The 24,439-nt window shown below is 42.1% G+C and carries 23 protein-coding genes; 15 read left to right on the top strand and 8 right to left on the bottom strand.

Going from position 1 to position 24,439, the window contains the following annotated elements; genetic code table 11:
* Nucleotides 1–178: 178 nt before the first annotated feature.
* A complete protein-coding gene (ppk1, locus tag QPK24_RS19885; RefSeq protein ID WP_285744105.1) occupies nucleotides 179–2,281 on the top strand; it encodes a polyphosphate kinase 1 in 2,103 nt (700 codons plus the stop codon).
* Here the strand turns inward: ppk1 and QPK24_RS19880 are convergent.
* Nucleotides 2,247–3,776, bottom strand: coding sequence for a Ppx/GppA family phosphatase (locus QPK24_RS19880; RefSeq protein ID WP_285744103.1), 1,530 nt, complete (start codon nucleotides 3,774–3,776; stop codon nucleotides 2,247–2,249). The two genes, ppk1 and QPK24_RS19880, sit on opposite strands and share 35 nt — an antisense overlap.
* Before the next feature lie 111 nt (nucleotides 3,777–3,887).
* Nucleotides 3,888–4,091: a hypothetical protein gene (locus QPK24_RS19875; protein WP_285744101.1), complete on the bottom strand. Its 204-nt coding sequence runs from the start codon at nucleotides 4,089–4,091 to the stop codon at nucleotides 3,888–3,890.
* Between the two features lie 198 nt (nucleotides 4,092–4,289).
* On the opposite strand from QPK24_RS19875, the gene QPK24_RS19870 reads away from it, so the two are divergent.
* On the top strand, nucleotides 4,290–4,949 hold the full coding sequence (locus QPK24_RS19870; RefSeq protein ID WP_285744099.1) for a YheC/YheD family protein: 660 nt from the start codon (nucleotides 4,290–4,292) through the stop codon (nucleotides 4,947–4,949).
* Between the two features lie 316 nt (nucleotides 4,950–5,265).
* Nucleotides 5,266–5,409, top strand: coding sequence for a sporulation histidine kinase inhibitor Sda (sda, locus tag QPK24_RS19865; RefSeq protein WP_160034807.1), 144 nt, complete (start codon nucleotides 5,266–5,268; stop codon nucleotides 5,407–5,409).
* Here sda and QPK24_RS19860 read toward each other — a convergent pair.
* Both QPK24_RS19860 and QPK24_RS19855 read right to left on the bottom strand, forming a co-directional pair.
* Nucleotides 5,406–5,684, bottom strand: a complete 279-nt coding sequence (locus QPK24_RS19860) for a hypothetical protein (RefSeq protein WP_285744095.1) — start codon at nucleotides 5,682–5,684, stop codon at nucleotides 5,406–5,408. The two genes, sda and QPK24_RS19860, sit on opposite strands and share 4 nt — an antisense overlap.
* Before the next feature lie 84 nt (nucleotides 5,685–5,768).
* The gene (locus tag QPK24_RS19855) at nucleotides 5,769–6,776 is read right to left on the bottom strand and encodes an NAD(P)/FAD-dependent oxidoreductase (RefSeq protein ID WP_285744093.1); all 1,008 of its coding nucleotides are present in this window, start codon (nucleotides 6,774–6,776) and stop codon (nucleotides 5,769–5,771) included.
* A gap of 501 nt (nucleotides 6,777–7,277) precedes the next feature.
* On the opposite strand from QPK24_RS19855, the gene QPK24_RS19850 reads away from it, so the two are divergent.
* Nucleotides 7,278–8,468, top strand: a complete 1,191-nt coding sequence (locus QPK24_RS19850; protein ID WP_285744091.1) for an NAD(P)/FAD-dependent oxidoreductase — start codon at nucleotides 7,278–7,280, stop codon at nucleotides 8,466–8,468.
* 3 nt (nucleotides 8,469–8,471) lie between these two features.
* Nucleotides 8,472–8,723 (top strand): hypothetical protein, encoded by a 252-nt coding sequence (locus QPK24_RS19845; protein ID WP_160034815.1) that lies wholly within the window; start codon nucleotides 8,472–8,474, stop codon nucleotides 8,721–8,723.
* A gap of 68 nt (nucleotides 8,724–8,791) precedes the next feature.
* On the opposite strand, the gene hemQ is transcribed toward QPK24_RS19845, so the two are convergent.
* The gene (gene hemQ / locus QPK24_RS19840) at nucleotides 8,792–9,538 is read right to left on the bottom strand and encodes a hydrogen peroxide-dependent heme synthase (protein ID WP_285744089.1); all 747 of its coding nucleotides are present in this window, start codon (nucleotides 9,536–9,538) and stop codon (nucleotides 8,792–8,794) included.
* 239 nt (nucleotides 9,539–9,777) lie between these two features.
* Here hemQ and QPK24_RS19835 point away from each other — a divergent pair, with 239 nt between their 5' ends.
* The 3 genes from QPK24_RS19835 to dnaI all read left to right on the top strand — a co-directional run bounded on the left by QPK24_RS19835 (nucleotide 9,778) and on the right by dnaI (nucleotide 12,912).
* Complete coding sequence (locus tag QPK24_RS19835; RefSeq protein ID WP_285744087.1) at nucleotides 9,778–10,071, top strand: YuiB family protein; 294 nt, start codon at nucleotides 9,778–9,780, stop codon at nucleotides 10,069–10,071.
* A 267-nt stretch (nucleotides 10,072–10,338) separates the two neighbouring features.
* Nucleotides 10,339–11,874: a DnaD domain protein gene (locus QPK24_RS19830; protein WP_285744085.1), complete on the top strand. Its 1,536-nt coding sequence runs from the start codon at nucleotides 10,339–10,341 to the stop codon at nucleotides 11,872–11,874.
* An 81-nt stretch (nucleotides 11,875–11,955) separates the two neighbouring features.
* Entirely contained in the window at nucleotides 11,956–12,912 is a 957-nt protein-coding gene (gene dnaI / locus QPK24_RS19825) for a primosomal protein DnaI (RefSeq protein WP_285744083.1), read from the top strand.
* 142 nt (nucleotides 12,913–13,054) lie between these two features.
* Here the strand turns inward: dnaI and QPK24_RS19820 are convergent, their stop codons facing one another.
* Entirely contained in the window at nucleotides 13,055–13,213 is a 159-nt protein-coding gene (locus tag QPK24_RS19820) for a YqzM family protein (protein ID WP_191802010.1), read from the bottom strand.
* A 233-nt stretch (nucleotides 13,214–13,446) separates the two neighbouring features.
* On the opposite strand from QPK24_RS19820, the gene trxA reads away from it, so the two are divergent.
* Nucleotides 13,447–13,761, top strand: a complete 315-nt coding sequence (trxA, locus tag QPK24_RS19815) for a thioredoxin (RefSeq protein ID WP_191802012.1) — start codon at nucleotides 13,447–13,449, stop codon at nucleotides 13,759–13,761.
* A 240-nt stretch (nucleotides 13,762–14,001) separates the two neighbouring features.
* Nucleotides 14,002–15,915, top strand: coding sequence for an excinuclease ABC subunit UvrC (gene uvrC / locus QPK24_RS19810; RefSeq protein ID WP_285744079.1), 1,914 nt, complete (start codon nucleotides 14,002–14,004; stop codon nucleotides 15,913–15,915).
* On the opposite strand, the gene QPK24_RS19805 is transcribed toward uvrC, so the two are convergent.
* Complete coding sequence (locus tag QPK24_RS19805) at nucleotides 15,884–17,593, bottom strand: CPBP family intramembrane glutamic endopeptidase (RefSeq protein WP_285744077.1); 1,710 nt, start codon at nucleotides 17,591–17,593, stop codon at nucleotides 15,884–15,886. The genes uvrC and QPK24_RS19805 overlap by 32 nt on opposite strands.
* 386 nt (nucleotides 17,594–17,979) lie before the next feature.
* Here QPK24_RS19805 and QPK24_RS19800 point away from each other — a divergent pair, with 386 nt between their 5' ends.
* A complete protein-coding gene (locus tag QPK24_RS19800) occupies nucleotides 17,980–19,311 on the top strand; it encodes a TrkH family potassium uptake protein (RefSeq protein WP_285749461.1) in 1,332 nt (443 codons plus the stop codon).
* A gap of 18 nt (nucleotides 19,312–19,329) precedes the next feature.
* Nucleotides 19,330–19,995: a potassium channel family protein gene (locus tag QPK24_RS19795; protein ID WP_285744075.1), complete on the top strand. Its 666-nt coding sequence runs from the start codon at nucleotides 19,330–19,332 to the stop codon at nucleotides 19,993–19,995.
* Here the strand turns inward: QPK24_RS19795 and QPK24_RS19790 are convergent.
* Nucleotides 19,985–20,908 carry a LysR family transcriptional regulator gene (locus QPK24_RS19790; RefSeq protein WP_285744074.1) on the bottom strand — a complete coding sequence of 308 codons (924 nt, stop codon included), beginning with the start codon at nucleotides 20,906–20,908 and terminating at the stop codon, nucleotides 19,985–19,987. The genes QPK24_RS19795 and QPK24_RS19790 overlap by 11 nt on opposite strands.
* Before the next feature lie 246 nt (nucleotides 20,909–21,154).
* Between QPK24_RS19790 and QPK24_RS19785 the strand changes: the two genes are divergently transcribed.
* From QPK24_RS19785 to sdhB, 3 genes are read left to right on the top strand one after another with little or no spacing between them, the layout of a single operon-like run.
* Nucleotides 21,155–21,817 (top strand): succinate dehydrogenase cytochrome b558 subunit, encoded by a 663-nt coding sequence (locus QPK24_RS19785; RefSeq protein ID WP_285744072.1) that lies wholly within the window; start codon nucleotides 21,155–21,157, stop codon nucleotides 21,815–21,817.
* A gap of 23 nt (nucleotides 21,818–21,840) precedes the next feature.
* The gene (sdhA, locus tag QPK24_RS19780; RefSeq protein ID WP_285744070.1) at nucleotides 21,841–23,583 is read left to right on the top strand and encodes a succinate dehydrogenase flavoprotein subunit; all 1,743 of its coding nucleotides are present in this window, start codon (nucleotides 21,841–21,843) and stop codon (nucleotides 23,581–23,583) included.
* Nucleotides 23,584–23,630: 47 nt separating this feature from the next.
* Nucleotides 23,631–24,401, top strand: a complete 771-nt coding sequence (gene sdhB, locus QPK24_RS19775; protein WP_285744068.1) for a succinate dehydrogenase iron-sulfur subunit — start codon at nucleotides 23,631–23,633, stop codon at nucleotides 24,399–24,401.
* Nucleotides 24,402–24,439 lie beyond the last annotated feature (38 nt).

Genomic DNA, 24,439 nt, shown 5'->3' with positions numbered 1-24,439 from the left:
GCAGATTCGCACTCGAAACTTTATAAATTCTTCATTCTATCTATGATATATATATGCAGCTAGATGGAAGATTTTACATTATATTTACATAAATTTAACATAGGGCTGATGATTGATTCTTTTAGTAGGGTTTACAATAGAGTGAGCTACTATAATGATTCTTACTGTGAGGGGTCTTATGAAAAAAGAGAATGTGATTCTAGAAAACAGGACGGAACGTGAAATATATTCCTATTTGAATCGCGATTTAAGCTGGCTTGAGTTCAACCGAAGAGTGCTTCAAGAAGCGCAAAATGTGGACACACCTCTATTAGAACGTGTTCGTTTTTTATCCATTGTTACCTCGAATCTCGATGAATTTATGAGTGTGCGGGTTGCTGAAACAAGAGAGAAGATAAAGGCAGAGCTGATGAAAAAAGATTTTACGGGTTACACACCAACGGGTCTATACAAACGATTAATGAAGCGGATCTCTAAGATGATTCAGGAACAGTATCGCTCCTATCGGGATCTTATGAGACAGCTCTCCAAAAAAGGCATCGTATTTATGGAGTATACAGATCTGAATGCAACCCAGCAGAAGGCAATGGAGCAATATTATCATGATATTGTTTTTCCTGTGCTTACACCTATGGCTGTAGATCAAAGCAGACCTTTTCCTCTTGTGCATCATAAGTTTGTTTATCTCGCTGTCGTCTTGCGGAAAGAAGGAGACGCGAATGAATTTTATTTTGCTATTGTTCAAGTCCCTTCCAATATTCCAAGAGTCATTCAGGTTCCACTCCGTTCAAACAGTAAGAAAAAATCATTTATCCTTACCGAAGAGCTGATAAAGCATCATATTCATACGCTGTTCAGCGGGTACATACCAGAGTCGGTTCATGGTTTTCGGCTAACCCGAAATTCCGATCTTTATATTAATGAAGAAGAAGTAGAAGATTTACTGGAAGAAATAGAAAAAGAGCTGAGACGCCGCAGACGGGGGGCCCCGGTATGCCTTGAAGTGGAGGAGGGCATTCACCCGAATGCACTTGCTTACTTAAAGCATGAATTCGGTATTAAAGACGACCAGATGTTTGAGATTCAAGGTCCGCTCGATCTTGGATTTCTAGGCAGTTTTGTTGACCAGCTTGAAGGATATAATCATTTAAAATATCCGAATCTTAAGCCGGTCTATCCCGAGATTTTCCACACGGACGAAAGCTTCTTTAAAATTTTACGCAGACAAGATGTTCTTTTATACCATCCCTATGAGTCTTTTGATGCAGTGACTGATTTTCTGGAAGAAGCAGCAGAAGATCCAGATGTGATGGCGATCAAAATGACCTTATATCGGGTCAATGGAGACTCGCGGTTAATTCCTGCGTTGGCACATGCTGCAGAGATGGGAAAACAGGTCACCGTTGTCGTAGAACTCAAAGCAAGATTTGATGAAGAACGAAATATAGCTTGGGCAAGAGAGCTAGAAAAAGCCGGATGCCACGTCGTTTATGGCTTATTAGGTCTCAAAACGCATGCAAAAATCATTCTAATTGTACGCAGAGAACAAGATACACTTCGCAGGTATGTTCATGTTGGAACGGGTAACTATAATGCGAACACGGCACGGGTATATACGGATATTGGATTATTGACCTCAGATCCTCAGATCGGTGAAGATGCTTCACAGGTATTTAATGAGATAACGGGCTATTCAGAAGCGCAGGGGCTGGGTGAGATTCACCTCGCACCAGAGGGACTGAAAAATAAATTGTTTGAAATGATCCGGCGTGAAGCAGCAAATGCCCAAAGCGGCAAACCGGCAAGAATCATTGCCAAGGTGAACTCTCTTTCGAATCAGGAAATGATTGATGAACTATATGCAGCTTCACAAGCAGGAGTACAAATCCAGCTCATTGTAAGAGGAGTCTGCTGTCTGCGTCCGGGTCTGGAAGGGATCAGCGAGAATATACGAGTTATTAGTATTGTAGATCGTTTCTTAGAGCATTCACGCATATTCTACTTTGAGAATGAAGGAGACTTCGAAGTTTATTTATCGAGTGCAGATTGGATGACAAGAAATCTGGATCGCCGGATTGAACTCATGTGTCCTGTGAATGACCGCAAATTAAAAGAAATACTAGTGAATACACTGGAACTTTCCCTTAAAGACAACGTAAAGGCCCGCCTGTTATTATCCAACGGAACCTATGTCCCGGTGAATAACAAGGAGCCTTTACTTCGGAGTCAATTTGAGGCGATTCAGATTAAGACTTGGAAGAAATCGAGATCGTCCAACTAAGGTCTATTTTCCAAGCTTTTTCTACTTCTTTCTTGATATCTTCCAGTTCCTTTTGTTCCATAGACGGCATTCTGCGGCAAGTTAAATGTAGCTGCAGGAAGTCGTCTTTTTTTTCTATTTTCATCGATTCTACAGCAGTTCCTCCGTTTCCGTACAAGGCAGAAGCAAGTCTGAGCAGTGAGCCGAGGCGAATGATTCGTTTATAGTCTTCTGAATATAAGATGTCTTGATGAAAATCGATTTCAGCAGGCGTTCGGCCCTTTGGATGATAGTCAGCTATGATGGCAGTGATGATCGTTTCACGGTGGCTAAGGCCCCATACGCCATGATTCTTAATCCAGTAGAGCGAATGCTGGCTTGCTTTATGATGCTGAAGTTGTTCCCCAATACGGTACAGCATGGAGGAGGCATACATGATTCGGCTGTCGGATACCGAAGCTTCTCCTTCTAGCACCTGATACAGCTGCTGCATACCGGAATGAACTTGGTTCAACTGCCCTGCCGGAACTGTGGAATGAAAATGAAGCAGATTCCAAATGCTTTTTGTTAAGACTTCCTGTTTCATATAGTCAGGATAGTCTTTTTGCATGAGTTCATAGAATAGCCCGTCCCGAAGCCCTGCTCCACTGACAAGGTAATGGGTTGATTCCAGCCAGTTGAAGATCGTTTGAAGCAAAATGACACCAGGTATGATCAAATCTGCCCGGTCTTTTGATAAGCCGGGTGTTTTTTTTCGTTGATCTGAAGGAATATAAGGAAGGGTATTATAAAATACGCGAATATCTTCCGGTTCCATTCGGTAATTGTGCATGACAGGAAGAGAATATTCTTGTTTTTTCTGTACCATTTTAGCTAGAGAACGTACCGTTCCACCAAGACCAACCAGTGTAAGTCCTGGATGCTGCTGTGTCCAAACATGTTCTTTTAAAAAGCTATGTATGGAACTCACGAAATCATCTACCATCTCACGACTCCAGTGAGTAGAAGTGCCATAGCGGGCATGCGCATTAACAGCACCGTAAGGAATAGAAAGGCTTTCCTTATATTGACCGTTTAGAAAAAGAGTGATCTCCGTACTTCCTCCGCCGATGTCAATAATAAATCCGTCAGATAAGGAAATGGACTCAATGACACCCAAGAATCCAAGACGCCCTTCCTCTTCTCCAGAGATCAGCTGGATTTCAAGACCCGTTTCTTCCTTAATCCATCTCGTTATGTCACTGCTATTCTGTGCATTACGTATCGCCGCCGTAGCGGCTGCCCTGACGTGAGATACTTGGTAGCTTGCACATATATCCTGATAACTGCGAAGTACCGGCAGAATAGAGCTGATTGCTTCATAGCTGATCGTCCCATCCCTATCTACCTTTTGACTCAGTCTTGCTGCATACTTTTTCTCATATAAAACCCGGTAGGCTCCCATATTCAGCACTTCATAGATGACAAGTCTGATGGAGTTTGATCCGATATCAATGATTCCCATACGCTCCGACATAAGCAGCACAGCACCTACTTTCCTCGTTTTTGTTATTGTAACCGAAAAAGAGATATACGAAAAAACCACCTCTCTCTTTATTTGGAGAAGATGGTTCCTGGGATCGGGTGCTTAGGCAGTAACTAACTTAACAGCTTCTATAATAATGACGGTAAAAAGAATGGAAAAGCCAATACAGCCGATTCCAAAACCGATATGTTTTTTATCACGAATAAACTTAATGCCGGTGATAAAAGTGAGAAGGGTGACCGCTACGAGTACGATGGCCATGGCAAAATAGGCAACCCCATAAAAACTTTCAATAAATTGAGCCACGAAGTAATAAGCTCCTTTCCTAATCGTTATCTACCTCTTAATATAGCCTATCTTTGGTAAAAAACCCAATTCTCTTTTCCCTCATAAAAAGGCGTCTCTATAAGGACAGACATACAAGAGAAGAAAGAGTTACAGAAATATATATAGTATTAGGACTCGATCTGACCTCATTATTTATGTTCTGAAGGAGGGAAACGTATGAATCGAACTATTGGAAGTAAGTGGATCAAAACAGAAGTTCTTCAGACAAATCCTTATATCGCAAATCATATCCCAGAAACCGCAATATTTACCGAGCAACATTTGAAAGATATGTTACAGAAATATGGAATGGTATTTGTTAAGCCTGTGCATGGCGGGGGTGGAAACGGCGTTATGCGTGTGGGAAGAGAGGGAGAGAAATATTTCTTTACGAAAATGTCTCATACGTATAGCTTCTCTAACTATAAATCGATGTATCGTTCCCTTTTGAGAAATAAAATAAAAAGAACCTATCTTATTCAGCAAGGAATTACACTGGCTCGTATTATGGGACGTCCTATTGATTACCGAGTAAAATTTTTGAAGAAAGAGACAGGGTGGAAGATTACAGCCATGCTGGGAAGGCATGCTCGAAAAGGGCTCGTCATTACCAACGTATGTAAAGGAGGAACGCTCCTGAAATGCCGGGAAGCTTTACGTCGTTCTCTACCTCATATTGACGCGAGAGCTAAGCAGCAAGAGATGCGCAAACTTACACGGACCTGCACCGCACTTCTGGAAGAAAGGTTCCCAGGCATTGGTGAACTTGGTTTTGATTATGGGCTTGATCACTCCGGTAAAATATGGATTTTAGAAGTGAATACGAGACCGCAATAATTTTATAAAAAAGTGTTTAGGAAAGATAATTCATGGGTAATATATTCGGGTGTTTCTTATATTCCAGTCATTTCACTTTAAATCTAGCTAATTTCTCTAATAATATATGAAATATATTTTTCGTTAGAAAATACATTTTTATCCTGTGTATAAATATTGTCCACATATCCTTCCTTCTAAAACTTCGGATTTTGACATTTATTAACAAACTATACACAGGATTTCCACACTTGGTTGTGGATAACAGAACACTTGTTCTACTTTTTGATCTTTGATAGAATAGAGACGAGGAAAACAAAGAAAGGTTGTGTCGGAGATGGCTATGCTTTCAGATGAGATGTTGCTCGATTCTTATCACATGGCAATCGAGCTTCAACTTGAACGCGATTTCATCGAGTTATTATTAGGTGAGATCCTTAGGCGTGAACTGAACACCGACGTCCCTGCCATTTTTCATTAGAGATCCTCGTGGTTTGACGGTCCGATATGGCCTTGCACTTCCCATGTTTCTACAGCATATGAAGACTGCGTCAGACAGTGAGGACAGAACATGAGGTGAATGCAGTAGCCTTTAGCTTCTGGTATCGTAAGATCATCGGAAGATGATACATAAGGGCTGTAAGGCCCAGCGTAGTCTTTCGTTAATCCGTAATCCACGATAGGCTCACCACAGGTGGGGCAAGGTTGTGCAGCAGGTATATTGAGACCGTTACATAGTGGGCACATATAAGTCAAAGGGTATCCCTCCTGAATGGTTGTCAGGAGTAAGATACCCTTTTTTATTGGTGTATTATTCTTTAAATATAAATTAACTAAATATTACATTTTCATATTACTGCTGTGCCCAGGAGATAGTTTGGCACTCGGGTCTACATATACTTTGGCGTTATTGACCGCTGTAGGTGCTTCACCGAAGCCGACAGCAATCAGTTTTAGCTTGCCTTCGTATGTGGTGATATCCCCTGCTGCAAAGATGCCAGGTATGCTTGTCTCCATTCGAGTGTCAACAACGATAGAGTTACCTTGAATATCAATTCCCCATTCAGCAATAGGTCCAAGAGAAGAGATGAAACCAAAGTTTACAATGACATCATCGACTTCAATTTCTTGTGTTTCTTTGGTTTTTACATGAGAAAGAGTAACTTTTGTAATGCGATCTTCTCCGTGCAGCTCAGCGATTTCGGTAGGAGTGATCACATTTACTTTGGAAGCCATCAGATTCTCAACACTATGTTCATGTGCGCGGAATTTGTCCCGGCGGTGGATTAGTGTAACTTGTTCAGCAATGGGCTCAAGCATAAGCGCCCAGTCAACAGCAGAGTCGCCGCCGCCGCTGATCAGTACTTTTTTACCTGCAAAACGGCTCAGGTCACTGACAAAATAATGAAGATTTGCTTTTTCAAAACGTGCTGCTCCTTCAAGATCCAGTCTGCGTGGTTCGAAAGCGCCTACACCTGCTGTAATAATGATGGATTTCGCATGATGAACATCTTTGTCGGTTGTAACAACAAAATGCCGTTCTTCTTTCTTCTCGACAGAAATGACTTTTTCTTCAAGTCTAATGTCTGTATCAAAACGATCCATTTGTGTGAGGAGATTATTCACCAGTTCTCCTGCTGTAATTTTAGGGAAGCCGGCAACATCATAAATGAATTTCTCCGGGTATAATGCAGCGAGCTGGCCGCCCAATTGAGGCATACTCTCCACGATTTTCACAGATGCCTGACGCATACCGCCATAAAAAGCAGCAAACATTCCGGCAGGACCACCGCCGATAATGAGTAAATCGGTCATCTCGTAAGTAGTTTCAGATGCAGAGGTCGTCATTTTATAGAACACACCTTTCTCTATATGTTATTGTGAATCAATAACGTCACGGATATCCACGAGATTGTCGATTCTTAAGTTAAATTCATTTTTCATTATAGACACTACCGCAATTTGTTGCAAAGGTGACTTCCATTCTGTTTTGCCTGTATTTAAAGTAGTTATTCTGTATTTTATATCTATAAAAGGGTATATTGTCACTTGCTATTTTAAGGTTGTATCGCTATCATTTTTGTTGCGTGAATTTTTTTCTTGATTTTTACGTATTTACCGTTTATTTTATAAAGTTTTGAAACCTCATGACATAACATGTCGTTTTAATGAATAGGGATAGAACTATCTTTGCCTTTAGTGGATTGAATCAATTTTTATAAGTTGGGTTTATAAGGTGCCTAAGTAATCTTTATTTAAAAGTTATCGCTTTCAGGCGTTAATTTCTTACTATATTCTTATTCTTAGGCCTTCTATTAAAGAGTTGAATGATTTTGGAGGGGTAGGCGCATGAGTAACATTCCTAAGATCGTCATCCTTGGCGCAGGCTATGGCGGTATACTAACCGCACAGCGACTTCAAAAGGAACTGAACTACAATGAAGCAGATGTCACACTGGTAAACAGGCACGACTACCACTACATAACAACGCATCTGCACATGCCAGCTGCTGGGACGGATACTATTGATCATGCAAGGGTACCCATTTCGAAGCTGATTGACGAGTTCAAGATCGATCTTGTGAAATCTGCTGTAAAAGATATTAGGCCGCACGAGAAAAAAGTAATATTGGAAGACGGCACCTTATCGTATGATATTTTAGTCGTCAGTCTAGGCGGAGAACCCGAGACATTTGGGATACCCGGAATGAAAGACCATGCAATGACGATTCGCAGTATTAATTCCGTAAGATTAATTCGAGAACATATTGAATACCAGTTTGCTTGTTATAAAAATGACAGCATAGCAAGCCGTCTGCGATTTGTGGTTGGAGGAGCTGGGTTTAGCGGAGTGGAATTTGTATCTGAACTGGCAGACCGCTTACCTCTTCTATGCAAAGAGTTTGATGTAGATCCAGAAAAAGTGGAACTCTACAATGTCGAGGCAGCTCCCACACCGCTTCCCGGCTTTGATAAAGAATTAGTAGAGTATGCTATGGATGTACTCAAGAATAAAGGAATTATTCTTCGAATCGGCGTGCCGATAAAAGAGTGTTTTGCCGGTGGTGTCATCATTGGAGACGGCGAACGAATTGAAGCCTCTACCGTGGTGTGGACTGGGGGAATTCGAGGTAACAAGCTGATCGAGAATGCTGGATTTGAGGTGACACGCGGACGTGTCAAAGTAGATGAGTATTTAAGAGCACCAGGTTACGATCATATATACATCATAGGAGACAGCTCACTCGTACTAAACAAGGAGGGCCGTCCTTATCCACCGACGGCTCAAATTGCGATGCAGCAGGGAGTGAATTGTGCGAAAAATATAGCTCTTTCGATTCGCGGCAAACAGCTGAGCAAGTTCACATTCAGCCACAAAGGAACGGTCGCTTCACTCGGTAAAGGGGAAGCCATAGCGATTGTGAACGGGAAGAAGTGGAAGGGCTGGAAAGCAGCACAGCTGAAAAAAGCAGTGGATATTCGCTATTTATATGTAATTGGCGGTATACCGCTTGTACTCCAAAAAGGAAGGTTCTTTTAAACCATGAGACATTGCAGTGTACAGGTAAGAGGACTACTCAAAAGAGATGAACTGGATCGATATCATGCCTTAATGGAAGTTGGCAGTTATCTCGAAGAGCAGGAAAAGTATGATCTATCTTATATCGTACAAAAGGAAATCGATATTTTGATATTACCTGCTATTGAAAGGTTAAAAGAAAAAGGTCGTGACCGCGATCGGGCTACGGCTGAATTTCTGGAATCCTTAAAGAAGCTCGAAGAAGAGAACGACTAAACGAAGAAACATATAATAAAAAGGATGCCGCATAAGGGCATCCTTTTTATTATATGAGCTCATTTATATTATATCTTTAACATACTTTCAAAAGATTCGGGATTCAAAAGACTACCTACATAGAAAGAACCGAATTCTCCGTAACGTGCGCTAACTTCATCAAAACGCATCTCGTACACCAGCTTTTTGAACTGAAGAGCATCATCGGCAAAGAGAGTAACGCCCCATTCCCAATCATCGAAACCAACAGAGCCGGTAATGATTTGTTTTACCTTGCCTGCATAGCTGCGTCCAATCAGACCATGGCTTCTCATCATCGCTTTTCGCTCGTCCATAGAGAGCATGTACCAGTTATCGCTTAGGTCCCGCTTTTTATTCATTGGATAGAAACAAATATATTGTCTTTTTGGAAGAATCGGCTTCAGACGTGCTACAATTTCTGGATTTTGCATCGGATCAGCATCTTTACCAGCAAGGTAATTACTCAGTTCTACTACACTGACATAAGAGTAAGCTTTGGTCGTAAAACGAGCAAAAGTTGTTTTGTTAAATGCATTTTCAAGTGCATTGAGGTCTTCCAAAGATTCACGTAAATGCATCATTACAAAATCAGCTTTTTGACCGATGATCGTATATACGGCTGAACTGCCGTTCCCGGCTTCCTCAACAGAAGTCCACTCTTGTAAAAATTCTTGCAGGTCGTCTAAAGCAACAGCGCGTGCTTCCTCATCAGCAGAACGCCAAGCGGCCCAGTTAATGGATCGGAAATCATGTAGAGCATACCAGCCTTCCAGAGTCGATGCAGCTTCGTTCATTTGTTTCACTCCTATATGATATTAAATTTTGTATATCAGATTATTTCATAGATGAAATCAATGATTCTATTGTATCAAAGGCGGAAGTAGCAGGGCAAATGAAGATCTCATTAAAAGTCGGTAAACGCTGGCGGAACCTAGAAAGTTCATTGCCGTGACACCTATTTTGGGTTACACTATTTATTATCTGTTATGGATAGAGATTCATGATTTGGTAGAAAGAAGGAGGATGTAAGCGAATGCAGTTTTTACCTGTGCTCGTGCTTATGATCTTGTTTTTTGTAATGATGTTTGGCATCGGTTTTATTTTGAATATGCTCATGAAAACGACTTGGTTTCCTGCTTATCTATTTATCATTGTCCTTATACCCATTGTCATTTTCTCCATGTGGGATCGAAGTAGCAGTTTCGGTACACATATGAGTTCTTATGGACCTGTTGATTATTTAATCGGACTCAGCGGTGTGGCAGGTGCAATTCTTAGTGGATGGACAATCCAAAAGCTGCGTATCGGCGGCTACAAAATGTTTTGATTTTACCCTATTATATTTAGGTGTATACTTGCCCTCTTTTCATATCATGAGAAGAGGGTTTTGTCATGAAACGCTTCCCTTTTCATAGAATAGTAGAGTACAATGAAAAACTCGATTTCAAAAACAGAGGGAATGCGAACATTTGTCAGATAAGAGGGAATAGCGGAAAGATTAAGCAGGGATTTTGGCTATATTTGAAGATTTAAGCCGGCCCTTTTTATGATAGAATAGAGTTCACTACAAATCGGAGAGAAGGAGTAATGAGCAATGCGCGTGAAGAATATGCTTCACTTTACAGAAAATCATCGTTACTGCGTTTTCCGTGAGTTTGGCCTTAGCAGCCTGGACGAACGGATGCTCAGCTCTGCCTATCAGCCGATGGTAGGCGCGTTTGCCATCAGTTTGTACCATTTATTGTTTCAGCATATAAGAGCTGATCAGATTGGTTACTCAGGAATGGAACAGCAACGTAAATTATTTCTGACTTTGGGGATAGATCCAAGTGAGAAGGGACGCTCGTTCCTAATGGAACAAACTTCCAAGCTGGAAGCGGTCGGCCTTTTACAAACCTCACGGGTTTATGTGCCAGAGACAGATGAATATACCTATGAATATGAGCTTAGTCCACCGCTTTCACCTGGAGAGTTTTTCAGGACACAGCATTTGACTTTGCTTCTCAGAGATCGAATTGGCAAGTTTGCCGTGCTGGCTTTGCGGTCTCAGCTTTGGACAGAAGATGCAGCGGATGTTGGTATGTCTGCTATGAATAAAGAAAATATTTCGGTCCCTTTTTATGAGATTTTCGAGCTGAATACGCATGTAATTGACTATGAGCTTGAACAAGCTTTAGTCGAAGTATCCAGCGGCAGAGCGGATCAAGCGACTCTGTCTGTACCAGAAGAAAGCAAACTGAACTATTCAGATATTATCCTTCGTTTCCCGAAGGAATCCATAAATCGTCGTCATGTGGAACATCTCCGATTTGATACAGAGCAGATGGGGATTATTAATTATGTAGTCCATAAATATAGCTTAGGTGTTCAAGATGTATGCAGGTTGCTTGATGAAGATGGGGTGTTTAATCCGCAAGGCGAGGTCATTCTTGATCGGCTTCAGCAACTGGCGAGTCAAACATTTCGGCAAGGGAAGAAACGGAAAGAAGAACAAAGCATTCATGCAGCCAAAGTGGTTAATCTTCGTCAGGCCGCGCAGAATGAACCAAATGATGAACTGCCTGTTGAACATGTCGTTGAAATGGAGTACTATCTTGAGGTTCCTCCTCAATTTGCGACCAAATGTGACATTCATCAATATAATATGATGCTAAGGAACGAGCCTTATTTACGTTTATTACAAACGTTCTTCCCTGGTTCTGTTCCGGATAATCTGATTGATATTTTTGAAAAGGTTGATTTGAGCTATAAGCTGCCAGCAGAAGTGATTAATGTACTGATCCATTATCTGATGACCATGGTTGTATCGGGCAACGATCAGCGAATTAATCGTAATTTTGTGGAAGCTATTGCATCCAATATGCTGCTAAAACAAGTTTATACTTATGAGAAAGCAGTTCAATATATACGGGATCAAGCAAAAATCAAAGGGAACAAAGAAAAAACGGGAGCTGGAGAACGGACGCCGAAAACAAGCCGGCCTCGTTCATATCAACAGCAGACAAGATCCAAACCCGAGATTCCCATTGTTCAAGATACAGGCAGCACTGATGTAGTAAGTGAGGAAGAACTGGAGGAAATGATTCGTTTTGCAGAGGAAATGCAGGCGAAACGAACTACTTTTTCTTAAAGTTTCGGTTAGGTACGCTTGGCGGAGCTTAAGCGATTATAATTAACAATCTAAGAAGAAAGGTGGGCGCAAACTATACCTATGGAATCTTTAGGCCCCATTTTGCAGCAGTTGAATCCATCCTTTCGTCAGCAATCAAAGCGCATTGAAGATCAGGTTAATGCAGATCCCTTTGTGCAAAAATTCAGGGAAGAACATCCTGAAGTGGATGATATGAAGTTTAAGCTTTCATTAAGTAAATTTTATCAATATGCGAAAGACCGTAATCATTGTGCGAATTGTCCGGGACTAGCGAATTGCCCCAATGATTTTCAAGGTCATTATTCCAAACTTTCGGTTGAATATTTTAATGGACAACCTGAAATTATAGATAAGAAGACTCCTTGCTCTCTACAGCTGAAAAGCGACCATGACAAGCAGGTGAAAGAGCGAATCCGCAGTTTCTATGTGGATGAGCGCACGCTAAGTGAAGGATATAATGTGGCAGAGATTTTACGGAAAGACTTGCAGCGTGCCCCAGCAGTGAATAAAGTGTTCCGTTATATTAATGATACGAAGCAAAATGGTTTATCACCTGAAGGGCTATATCTCGAAGGAAGTTTTGGAACAGGGAAGACATTTTTAATGGGGTATTTGCTTCATGAACTTGCTCTTCTTGGTTATACGGGTGTGATCGTCTATATGCCTGACTTTGTGGAAGATCTAAAATCCATGATTCAGGAAGGACAGAAGTTAAAAGAAACAACGGAAATATTAAAAAATTGTGATTTGCTCATTTTTGATGATATCGGGGCAGAAAACTTAAGTCCATGGGTACGCGATCATGTTCTGGGTTCCATTTTAAATTACCGAATGAACCGTAAACCAACGTTCTATACCTCCAACTACAGTTTGGAAAGTTTGGAACAACATCTGAGTTTTACAAGCAAGGATGGGGAAGAAAGACACAAAGGGCAACGACTCATGGATCGTATTCGGCCTTTTGTTGAAGTGGTCCCTGTGCGCGGAGAGAATCAGCGGGGGAAACATCGAGGATAAAGAGTTAGATAAGACAGTGGAATTTTCTTTTTTTTGAAGAACTGAATAATAAATCGCTCTAAGCAGCAAAATAAACAAAGTCTGATCCTATTCTCTATATAGAGAAAGAATCAGACTTTGGTGTCTCCTGGATCTTTGGCGCTTAACTGATCAGGAATTTAATAATGACCATTCCAAAAAAGATGACCGTCATGAACAGGAACATGCCAAAAAATCCACCCATAAGATCGAATAAATCATTACGGGGTTCTTCATTCTTGTGGGAACGTGGATCATAAGGACGAAGCACTTTTGGTTCCATGATGGACCCTCCTTTATAAGAATGTATACGCTGTAGATCTTTCAAATAACAGCGTGTACGAATTTATTCAAGTATAACGGTTATAGGAAGATTTTGTAAAGAAATTGTAGGGTTAGGAAATGATCAAACGTTTCGCATTACACATCGTTATATGCTATAATAAAGTAATCGTTTATGATAACGATAAGGTGTTTAAATAATACTTGTGCATGATATAGAAGGAGGACTTTCTCATGGCTATTGTAAATGTATCCGATCAATCCTTTAACACTGAAGTTGAAGGTACAGGAACGGTTCTTGTAGATTTCTGGGCGCCTTGGTGCGGTCCTTGTAAAATGCTTGCTCCGATCTTGGAAGAGCTAGCTGCTGACGTTGGCGATGACGTTAAAATTGCTAAGGTGAACGTAGATGAGAATCCTGAATCTGCTTCCCGTTTTGGCGTAATGAGTATTCCAACTTTGATTCTGTTCAAAGATGGTCAGCCCGTTGATAAAGTCGTTGGACTGAACTCCAAAGAAAACCTGAAAAACCTGATTTCCAAACACTAATTCGGATTGGAATAAGGGGAACGCCTCTGGCATTTATGCCAGAGGCGTTTTTTATGGAATCCATAGGCTTCCACTTGAATAGAAGAATAAGAAGTTATACTATGATATAAGAACATGTATTCGATAAATGGTTTAATAATGATGATTTAATAAATGATTTAATAGATGATTTAGGATGAGATTCTTTTTATATAAACTTTTTATATAAAGCTTAGTTCATGGTTAGGAGGGGAAACCGCGATGGACTCGCATTTGGAGAGCATAGAAGAACAAGAAAAAGCGCTTGAGAACATCAAGCATAAGCTCGCTTTACTTCCGGATCTTCCCGGCTGCTATCTCATGAAGAATGCACAAGGAACGATTATTTATGTAGGTAAAGCCAAAGTTCTGAAGAACCGGGTACGCTCTTATTTTACAGGCAGTCATAATGGAAAAACACAAAGACTCGTTGCAGATATTCGCAACTTCGAATATATCGTCACTAATAGTGACAAAGAAGCATTGTTACTTGAGCTCAATCTCATAAAACAACATCAACCGAAGTATAATGTGCTTTTAAAGGATGACAAAACATTTCCTTACTTAAAAATAACAAACGAACGCCATCCCAAATTAGAGGTGACTCGGAGAGTCCTCAAGGATAAAGCAAAGTATTTTGGTCCTTATCCAAACTCCTACGCTGCACATCAGACCAAAAAGCTGCTCGACCGGATGTATCCACTCCGTAAATGCGGTGTAATGCCTAAGGACGTTTGTCTTTATTACCACATGGGTCAGTGTATGGCTCCGTGTGTGAAAGAGATTCCAAAAAAAACCTATGAGGGCATCAGTCAGGAGATTGGGTCTTTCCTTAGCGGTGGTCATGAAGAAATAAGAAAAGATTTAGAGAAAAAAATGCATGAAGCCGCAGAAGATCTTTATTTTGAACGGGCAAAAGAATTACGTGATCAGATTATGAGCATAGATGCGCTTATGGAGAAACAGAAAATTACGACCGCGGATAATAAAGACCGGGACGTATTTGGTTTTGCTGTGGATAAAGGGTGGATGTGTGTTCAAATTTTATATGTCCGCCAAGGGAAAATGATTGAACGGCATGTCACGACTTTTCCGTTCTATGGGGATGCTTACGGTGATTTTATATCCTTCGTAACCCAGTATTATAGTGATAATCCCGCATTACCTAAAGAAATTCTGCTTCCTGTAGCAGAGGAGATGGATCATAAGGAAGATCAAGAAAAGGATGAAGCCGCCGCGTTATTGAGATCAGAACATGCAGAATCGGCTGGAACGCATGACCCTGTCTCTGCGGCTGAACTATTGCAAGACTGGCTTGGTATCAAAGTGCTTCTTCCTAAACGCGGACTTAAGCGTCAAATGGTAACCATGGCGATTCAAAACGCGAAGGTTTCCCTTGATGAGAAATTCCGTTTAATAGAACGGACCGAAGAACGGACCTCCAAAGCGGCAGAACGCTTGGCTGGTGCCCTTGGACTTCCGTCATTAAACCGCATTGAAGCCTTTGATAACTCGAATATCCAAGGTTCAAATCCCGTATCGGGCATGGTGGTATTCGTTGACGGAAAACCGGAGAAGAAAGAATACCGAAAATATAAGATTCGAACTGTACAAGGACCTGATGACTACGAGACGATGCGTGAAGTGATCCGGCGCCGATACGAGAGGGTGCTGAAGGAAGACTTGAAGCGACCTGATCTAATTATCGTCGATGGCGGGAAAGGTCAAATATCAGCAGCTCAGGAAATTTTGCATGATGAGTTAGGATTATTTATTCCGGTGTGCGGACTTGTAAAAGATGCAAAACATAAGACGGCGCAGCTGATGAAAGGCGATACCTACGAAACGGTGCAGCTTGCTCGCGACAGTCAGGAATTTTATCTTCTTCACCGGATCCAGGAAGAGGTTCACCGCTATGCCATTACGTTCCACCGTGAGCAGCGCGGGAAGTCTATGGTTGTCTCTAAGCTGGATTCCATTCCGGGAATCGGGGAGAAGAGACGCAAGATGTTACTCAAACATTTTGGTTCTTTACGCAAAATTAAAGAGGCCAGCATTGAAGATTTCCGGCCTCTTTCCATCGGCGATAAACTCGCCAAACAAATTATTGATTCTCTTCAAGATGAGGAGCCGTGAATAACGGCTTCTTTTTTTTAGGTGCAGGATTAAATCGATAGATAATATAACCCACAATAGCGGGAAGAATGATCCAAAAAACACCCGCGAATACATTCACTGTATCCATCATCATGATTAAGCTGACTCCCATCAGAATGCTGTTAAATATGACGTGACTAAACATGGAAGTAATAAATCCGTATCTGATCATTATATAGCTGAACACGAGTCCAATAATGGTAAGTTCGATCGGTCTTGTGATAACAGGGTAGATCGGGTACAGCGTATGACCCATAGCCCAGATCACAGAAGTGATCAGACTTGCCAGAATGGTACTGCGCACCATTTTTTTGAACATACGGATACCGAACAAACGATATACAGCTTCTTCTCCAATACCAGCCATCCAAGCAAGCAGAGGCATAAGCCATGGATAGAGCATGTTATACGGTGACTGGCTTGCATCTGTTGTTGACCAGGAACCGAGGCCCTTTTCTAAAAAGAGAAAAATGACGGATTGAAGCCCTAACAAAGCGAATGCCCAGAGATAACCGGAATACATACTGTTCAGTACATAACGTCCATATCCTTCTTCCTTGGATTGCGGCCATAGATTCAATCCATCTTTACGCCAAAGTCCATTACCCGCCACAAGGGAGAAGTACACAAGACAAGTCATGGCAAGGGTAAACAAGGCTTGTATGCTGAGAAGTATGATAAGCATCGCCGTTGAATAGCCTTCTGCTTGAAACGTGGGAAGCAGATTAAAGGTACCGATCATGGTAAACAGGAAGTATAAAATGGACAGCCAGATTCCCCGTTTAAAAGAGGTGTATGCTCGGGTACGGACACTATAGATAATGGCTAGAACACCAAGCAGTAAAGTGAATAAACCGTAACCGACAAGCGTCATGATTGTGGCTTGAGATGTTTGTTTTTCTACATAGGCTGTATGAGCTGCCGGAACAGAGAAACGAGGCTCATAGGAACGTATCTCTCCATTCTCAAAGGTGAACCTGAGTTCAAGAACAGAGTCTCCAATTTTCATGGAAGGATCCGTATAGATAAGGCCTGTATCCGATTCATCCGTATTTTGCAGGTTCAGCTTACTGGGCGTATAACCTGCAGCGGCTAAGATGGGTGCAGCCAGCTGTTGTTTTTCTGATAAAGTAATCCCTCCTTCTGCCATTCGGTTGATTAGCAGCGCTTCTTCGACTTTAGATGCGGGAAGCACTTCGAGATCCAAATAGGAAGAAGAAGGAAACTCATGAGTGTAGCTGACGGGGATCCCCGTATTCATATGTACATCGACAGTCACCTGCCCGCCCTCTGAGTCGGGTATCCTTACACTGTATAGATCATAGGGATATTGCTGTTTAAACTGTTCGTTGTATGAAACAAGCAGCTCATTAGCTACAAGATAGCCGTAGAAATCCGAGTGTGACTTATAGGTGACAAGTACATCTTCATATGAGACGTTGTCTGCTGAAATTCCTGCTTGCTGCTGTGCATAAGGCAAAGCTGCCTCAAAGGCTTCTTGTTTTGTAATTACCTTCTGTGTCTGCTGTTCAGTGGACTGCATCGCAGTTCCCGGTAAAATCTGAAAGACAACAAACAAAATGAGACCAATCGCTCCCAGCACGCAAAGCCGTTTGAAATTGGCGGTAAGCACAAGGGGCTGCCCTGTTCGATTCATGATATTCCTCCTTGTAATTTACAGGTAAATCGTGATAATAAGTTTACTGTAAAGATAGCATAGCCACATAGTGAAAGCGAGTGGAACGAGCAATTCTATGATAAAGCGTTTATAAGCTTGTAAATATCCAATATTGTCTTATAATCTAATCTTTATGGATGAATATATGCTAATTTGAATGAATTTCTTTTAAATTATCGGTTCTTTCATTTTGTGTTCATGTTTGGGGAAGACTTATAATCGGGGATGAACTTCTTATGGTCCTGGGCAGAATAAATCCTAAAAAGAAAAAACAGGGGGGAACCATTACCTAGAGCTATACAAATTGCTCGGAAAAGGTTCTCTTTTTAATTGAAGCTAATGAATGAGGTGAACAAGTGTTTAACATGACTGCCCGTATCTTTAAATTAAACCCGCCTCAAATATTAGTGCTCGGCTTTGCAGCCATTATTATGGTTGGTACTTTGCTGCTGATGCTTCCGATTGCTAATACAACAGGGGAAAGGATCGCATTTATAGATGCTTTTTTTACGGCAACATCGGCAACATGTGTAACTGGACTTGTCGTACTGGATACGGGGCATTATTTTTCTGTATTTGGCCAAGTAGTGATTGCTGTACTCATCCAGCTTGGCGGTTTGGGATTTATGACAATGACGACTCTGATCGCGATTGTCTTTCGGCGAAAGATATCCCTGCGTGAACGGCTTATTTTACAGCAAGCTTTAAATCAGAATTCAATTGAAGGCATTGTAAAACTGGTAAGGAAAGTATTATTTTACTCTATTACTATAGAGTTGATTGGAGCACTCCTCTTAACAATACGCTGGTCTTTTGATATGCCGTTTGGCAAAGCCCTCTATTTTGGTGTGTTTCATTCGATCTCTCTGTTTAATAATGCAGGGTTTGATTTGTTTGGTGATTTCCGAAGTTTAACTCTGTACGTAAATGATCCGGTCATCAATATCGTCAGTATGGCTATCATCATTCTTGGCGGTCTTGGATTTGTCGTTTTATCTGATTTAGTTGGAATCCGTCAGATTCGAAAATTATCATTACATTCTAAAGTAGTCATTTCGGTGACTTCGTTTCTCATTATTTTTGGGACAGTCATGTTCTTATTTCTGGAATTCACCAACCCTAAGACACTCGGACAACTGGATGCAGGGGGGAAAATACTCGCGTCTTTCTTTCAGTCCATTACCACTCGGACAACAGGCATGAACACGGTTGATATTGCCGGACTTCAGCAAGTAACTCAGTTTTTCTTTATTATATTGATGTTTATTGGCGCTTCTCCAGGCTCTACAGGCGGAGGGATCAAAACGACAACCTTTGCGATTCTTATCGGAGCGGTAATCTCCATGGTTAAGGGGCAAGATGATGTAGTAATGTTTCGTTATCGAATTCCGCAAGAGCGAATATTTAAAGCATTGACGATTACCATGTTATCTCTCGTGGTCGTCATCGGAGTGACGATGATTCTATCGACAATGGAAGACAGTTCATTCTTGGCTATTTTATTTGAAACCACTTCAGCCTTTGGTACGGTCGGTCTCTCCATGGGACTAACACCCGATCTTTCCTTGATTGGGAAATTGCTGATTAGTTTAACAATGTTTGTCGGTCGTCTTGGTCCCATTACACTAGGCTACGCGCTTAGCAAGAAGAACAAAGAACTATACAGACACCCTGAAGGCAAGATCATAATAGGGTAAGGGAGTTTTAATATAAAGATGAAGAAACAACAATTTGTAGTCGTTGGGCTTGGTCGATTTGGATCGAGCCTTGCAATGGAACTCGTTGAAAAAGGATATGAAGTGCTCGGCATAGACCGTAATGAAGAGATTGTAAATGACATGAGTGATGTGCTGACTCATACCGTGGTAGCGGATGCCTCAGACGAGGACATGCTGCGCTCGCTTGGTGTTCGAAACTTTGACTGCGGAATCGTCGCAATCGGCGATGATGTGCAGATGAGTATTTTAAGTGCGATTTTGTTAAAAGAACTCGGTGTAAAAAAAGTCATTGCCAAGGCAATTTCTTTACTGCACGGCAGGGCGCTGGAGAAACTCGGAGTCGATCGTGTAGTTTATCCTGAGAGAGATATGGGAAAGCGGGTCGCTCATCAGCTTGTTACTCCCAATCTGCTTGATTATATTGATTTATCGGATAACTACACGATCGTGGAAATTACAGCTCCTGAGCATTTGGATGGTAAAACTCTGAGTGAGGTAAATACGAGAGCCCGTTTTAATTGCAGTGTTGTCGCTTTGCAAAAGAAAGAGGGCGTAATTATCGCCCCTACTGCGCTGGATGCCATTAACGGCGGAGATATTATGGTCATTATCGGTACCCATTCCAATATTGATCGATTTGAAGAAGAAGTTATTAACGAGTAAAAGGAAGACGCATCATGGTAAGCGGCGGGCATGCAAAAAAATCATTTGTTTCCTGAATCCACTGCTTGGCGGTTGCGCTGAGCTCTTCTTTTTTTCCATAGATCATACAGGTCGTTCGCAGCGTCTGCTTCAGCTCAGAGATCTGTACTGTGACTAGATCATTGTCTGACAGCAGCTGCGGTCTAACGTAGGATTTAGGGAGTAAAGCGGCTGCTTTACAAGTAGGAAGCAGACGGATAATAGCCTCAAAGGAATCAATCTCCATACGAATATCAGGCATAATTCCCGTTCGGTGAAACAGATCGTCCGTTAATTTGCGGTACCATGTCCCCTTGGAAAAAGTAATCATCGGCAGTTTCTGTAAATCTTCCATGCATGATACTTTTCCGCTCAGCGGATGAGTGCTGGGGACTACAAGTTCTAGATGGTCCTCAAATAAAGGACAACAATTTAGACCTGGCTCACTGATAGATGAAGCAACGATGCCTACATCCGCTCGCCGATCTCTGACTGCCGATACAATCTCATGTGTTTTTCCTGTGACGAGCTTAATCTCTGCATGGGGATGGTTATCCATAAAAGCTGAGATCAGGGGAGGCAGCGTAGTTTGAAGCGTTGTAAGACTTGCTCCTAGTGTGATGATACTGTCGGTGTCATCTTTAAACTGAGCCAAGGACTGCAGAAATTTCAATTGATGCTGACGCTGTTCTAGGGCAAAGTCATAAGTAAGACGACCGATGGTCGTCAGTTCAAGCCTTTTTCCTTTCCGATTAAAGAGTGTAACGCCAAGCTCACCTTCGAGCTTGGCTATTTTTCGTGATAAGGCCGGCTGGGATAGATTTAGCAGTTTCGATGCCTGATTCAGACTGGATTGTTCTACAACGGTAGCAAAGGCTTGCATTTCTTCAAACATCTATGTGCACCTCCAAGATATCCTTTGGATCAGGAATGTATGCTTATACCTTTTAGTTATAACATGTAATAATTATATTGCAATTCCATTATAAGAGAAAAAGAGGTAACATAAAACAAGACACAAGTTGTTCACAAGTAGGAATATGGAGCAATTTGTCGATCCCTTTGTTCGCAAAGGGTAATGCGGTGATCTTTCAATTCAAAATATGAAAACGCTGTACATGGGAAAGGGGAACGTCAATTTATGAAAGGGTTTTATTCGAGAAAGCTCCACTCGCTTCTTGGTGTCATCCCGCTGAGCTTGTTTTTCCTCGAGCACTTGATTACAAATTTTTCAGCCGTTGAGGGCGGCCCGCAAGCGTTTAAGGATTCGGTTGCTTTTCTGAATAGTCTTCCGCTTGTACTTGTCCTGGAAATATTTTTTATTTGGCTGCCGCTATTGTTCCATGGTGTGTACGGGTTGTATATTGCTTATCAAGCAAAACCGAATGTGGGACGTTTTGGCAATGAACGTAACTGGAGATACACGCTGCAGCGGATTTCCGGTGTCATTACGTTTGTCTTTGTAATCTGGCATTTATATGAGACTCGAGTTCAGGTAGCTCTTGGGAATGTAACACATGAGCAGCTGGGCAGTGTTATGCACGATATCGTGATGAATCCAATCTTCTTTGTTATTTATTTGATCAGTGTAGTATCTGCATCATACCACTTTGCCAATGGCCTATGGTCATTCTTAGTAAGCTGGGGGATCACACGCGGACCACGTTCGCAGCGCGTATCTTCTTATATTTGTATGAGCATGTTTGCACTCGTTTCCGTTATGTTTATCGCATCATTATTCGCATTCCGCGGCGTGGAGTTCGATGAAGCGTCCGCTTTTATTCAAATATGGAAGACAGTCTGAGGTTTAAGGGAGAGTGAACTGAATTGGCTACAACTAACGTTATCGTAGTGGGCGGTGGTCTGGCAGGTTTAATGGCTACCATCAAGGCAGCTGAAGCCGGCGTCCATGTACATTTATTTTCGATCGTACCTGTAAAAAGATCTCACTCCGTGTGTGCACAGGGCGGTATCAACGGAGCCGTTAATACCAAAGGGGAAGGGGATTCACCTTGGGTGCATTTTGATGACACCGTATACGGCGGTGACTTCCTGGCGAATCAGCCGCCCGTTAAAGCAATGTGTGAAGCTGCGCCGGGGATTATTCACTTGATGGACCGGATGGGTGTTATGTTTAACCGTACACCGGAAGGGCTTCTTGATTTCCGCCGTTTTGGTGGAACGAAGCATCACCGTACAGCGTATGCAGGTGCAACAACAGGGCAGCAGCTTCTGTATGCACTAGATGAACAGGTACGCCGCTGGGAAACAGCTGGACTCGTAACGAAGCATGAACATTGGGAGTTCCTGCAAGCAGTGGTAGACGATGAGGGCGTATGCCGCGGAATCGTAGCTCAGGATCTGCGTAACATGGAAGTGGTTACTTTTGCAGCAGATGCCACCATTCTTGCTACTGGCGGTCCTGGTATTATTTTCGGTAAAACAACAAACTCCGTAATTAATACAGGAACAGCTGCAAGTGCTGTGTATCAACAAGGTGTAAATTATGCGAATGGTGAGTTCATTCAAATTCACCCGACTGCGATTCCCGGCGATGACAAATTAAGACTGATGTCTGAGTCTGCGCGCGGTGAAGGCGGCCGAATCTGGACTTATAAAGACGGCAAACCTTGGTATTTCCTTGAAGAGAAATATCCTTCTTACGGTAACCTTGTACCGCGGGATATTGCAACTCGTGAAATTTTTGATGTGTGCGTTAGTCAGAAGCTTGGGATTAATGGGGAGAACATGGTTTATCTTGACTTGTCTCACAAAGATCCGAAGGAACTGGATGTAAAGCTTGGCGGTATTATTGAAATTTATGAGAAATTTATGGGTGATGACCCGCGTAAAATTCCAATGAAGATTTTCCCTGCAGTTCATTATTCTATGGGCGGTATGTGGGTGGATTATAACCAAATGACAAATATTCCTGGACTCTTTGCAGCAGGTGAATGCGAATATCAATATCATGGTGCAAACCGGCTAGGTGCAAACTCTTTGGTGTCAGCGATCTACGGCGGCATGGTTGCAGGACCGAAAGCAGTGGAATACATCAAAGGAATGAAAAAATCGACACAAGATGTTTCTTCCTCTGTTTTTGATGGATATAGAAAACAACAATCCGAGAAGTACGATCAAATTACCAAAATGCAAGGCAGCGAGAATGCCTATGTAATTCATAAAGAGCTGGGCGAGTGGATGACAGACAACATGACGGTTGTTCGTCACAACGACAAGCTTGAGCAAACCATCGGTAAGATTAAAGAACTGAAAGAACGTTATAAGAACATCAATGTCAACGATACATCAAGCTGGAATAATGCTGGAGCTTCGTTTACAAGACAACTTTGGAACATGCTGGAGTTATCGGAAGCCATGACACTGGGCGCTTTATTGCGTAACGAAAGCCGCGGAGCGCACTATAAACCGGAATTCCCCGAACGTGATGATGAGAACTTCCTAAAAACAAGTATCGCTACATGGAGTAAAGAAGGACCTAAGATTTCTTATGAGGATGTTGACGTATCGCTGATTCCGCCGCGTGTTCGCGACTATTCTAAAGATTAAATCAGGTTATTAGCAGAAATGCAGTATTAAGTGAGGAGGGAAACATCATGGCAGAAACTACGGTGACAAAATCATCTAAAAGTGTGAAGTTTATTATAACCCGCCAAGATAAGCCGGATTCCGCTTCGTATACCGAAGAATTTGAGCTTCCGTACCGTCCGGGTATGAACGTAATCAGTGCTTTGATGGAGATTCAGCGGAACCCAGTAAATACAGCAGGCAAACAAATTGCCCCTGTCTGCTGGGAATCCAACTGTCTGGAAGAAGTGTGCGGTGCTTGTTCTATGGTCATTAACGGGAAACCCCGTCAAGCCTGTGCGGCGCTGGTTGATCAGCTAGAACAACCGATCAGACTTGAGCCGATGAAGACTTTTCCGGTCGTTCGTGACCTGGTTATCGATCGTGATCGGATGTTTAAGGCGCTCAAACGCGTTAAGGCATGGATTCCGATCGATGGAACCTATGACCTGGGTCCAGGTCCACGTATGGCTGAGAAGAAACGTCAGTGGGCTTATGAACTGTCGAAGTGTATGACATGCGGCGTATGTCTTGAAGCATGTCCAAACGTAAATGAAAAAACCGACTTTATCGGTCCTGCTGCCATTTCGCAGGTTCGCCTGTTTAATTCTCACCCAACTGGAGAGATGAACAAGGAAGAAAGACTGGAAGCACTTATGGACGACGGTGGTATCGAAGGCTGTGGTAACTCTCAGAACTGCGTACGCTCTTGTCCAAAAGGAATTCCGCTCACCACTTCCATCGCGGAGATGAACAAAGATACAACAAAACATATGTTTAAACGTTGGCTTGGCGCGTAACTTACGTGTAGTAACGATAGAACATGAACCCCGTTATT

This window comes from Paenibacillus polygoni (genome assembly GCF_030263935.1).
Classification (GTDB): domain Bacteria; phylum Bacillota; class Bacilli; order Paenibacillales; family Paenibacillaceae; genus Paenibacillus; species Paenibacillus polygoni.
Note: the sequence above shows the minus strand (reverse complement) of the source record. Positions and strands in the feature narration are given on the sequence as shown.

What these genes read in the sequence shown, in the direction of transcription:
- QPK24_RS19880 (WP_285744103.1), bottom strand. Translation starts at nt 3,776, where the DNA reads ATGTCGGAGCGTATGGGAATCATTGATATCGGATCAAACTCCATCAGA.
- QPK24_RS19870 (WP_285744099.1), top strand. Translation starts at nt 4,290, where the DNA reads ATGAATCGAACTATTGGAAGTAAGTGGATCAAAACAGAAGTTCTTCAG.
- QPK24_RS19850 (WP_285744091.1), top strand. Translation starts at nt 7,278, where the DNA reads ATGAGTAACATTCCTAAGATCGTCATCCTTGGCGCAGGCTATGGCGGT.
- sdhB (WP_285744068.1), top strand. Translation starts at nt 23,631, where the DNA reads ATGGCAGAAACTACGGTGACAAAATCATCTAAAAGTGTGAAGTTTATT.
- ppk1 (WP_285744105.1), top strand. Translation starts at nt 179, where the DNA reads ATGAAAAAAGAGAATGTGATTCTAGAAAACAGGACGGAACGTGAAATA.
- QPK24_RS19785 (WP_285744072.1), top strand. Translation starts at nt 21,155, where the DNA reads ATGAAAGGGTTTTATTCGAGAAAGCTCCACTCGCTTCTTGGTGTCATC.
- QPK24_RS19795 (WP_285744075.1), top strand. Translation starts at nt 19,330, where the DNA reads ATGAAGAAACAACAATTTGTAGTCGTTGGGCTTGGTCGATTTGGATCG.
- QPK24_RS19805 (WP_285744077.1), bottom strand. Translation starts at nt 17,593, where the DNA reads ATGAATCGAACAGGGCAGCCCCTTGTGCTTACCGCCAATTTCAAACGG.
- sda (WP_160034807.1), top strand. Translation starts at nt 5,266, where the DNA reads ATGGCTATGCTTTCAGATGAGATGTTGCTCGATTCTTATCACATGGCA.
- QPK24_RS19800 (WP_285749461.1), top strand. Translation starts at nt 17,980, where the DNA reads ATGACTGCCCGTATCTTTAAATTAAACCCGCCTCAAATATTAGTGCTC.
- hemQ (WP_285744089.1), bottom strand. Translation starts at nt 9,538, where the DNA reads ATGAACGAAGCTGCATCGACTCTGGAAGGCTGGTATGCTCTACATGAT.
- QPK24_RS19835 (WP_285744087.1), top strand. Translation starts at nt 9,778, where the DNA reads ATGCAGTTTTTACCTGTGCTCGTGCTTATGATCTTGTTTTTTGTAATG.
- QPK24_RS19855 (WP_285744093.1), bottom strand. Translation starts at nt 6,776, where the DNA reads ATGACGACCTCTGCATCTGAAACTACTTACGAGATGACCGATTTACTC.
- uvrC (WP_285744079.1), top strand. Translation starts at nt 14,002, where the DNA reads ATGGACTCGCATTTGGAGAGCATAGAAGAACAAGAAAAAGCGCTTGAG.
- QPK24_RS19790 (WP_285744074.1), bottom strand. Translation starts at nt 20,908, where the DNA reads ATGTTTGAAGAAATGCAAGCCTTTGCTACCGTTGTAGAACAATCCAGT.
- dnaI (WP_285744083.1), top strand. Translation starts at nt 11,956, where the DNA reads ATGGAATCTTTAGGCCCCATTTTGCAGCAGTTGAATCCATCCTTTCGT.
- QPK24_RS19845 (WP_160034815.1), top strand. Translation starts at nt 8,472, where the DNA reads ATGAGACATTGCAGTGTACAGGTAAGAGGACTACTCAAAAGAGATGAA.
- QPK24_RS19830 (WP_285744085.1), top strand. Translation starts at nt 10,339, where the DNA reads ATGCGCGTGAAGAATATGCTTCACTTTACAGAAAATCATCGTTACTGC.
- trxA (WP_191802012.1), top strand. Translation starts at nt 13,447, where the DNA reads ATGGCTATTGTAAATGTATCCGATCAATCCTTTAACACTGAAGTTGAA.
- QPK24_RS19820 (WP_191802010.1), bottom strand. Translation starts at nt 13,213, where the DNA reads ATGGAACCAAAAGTGCTTCGTCCTTATGATCCACGTTCCCACAAGAAT.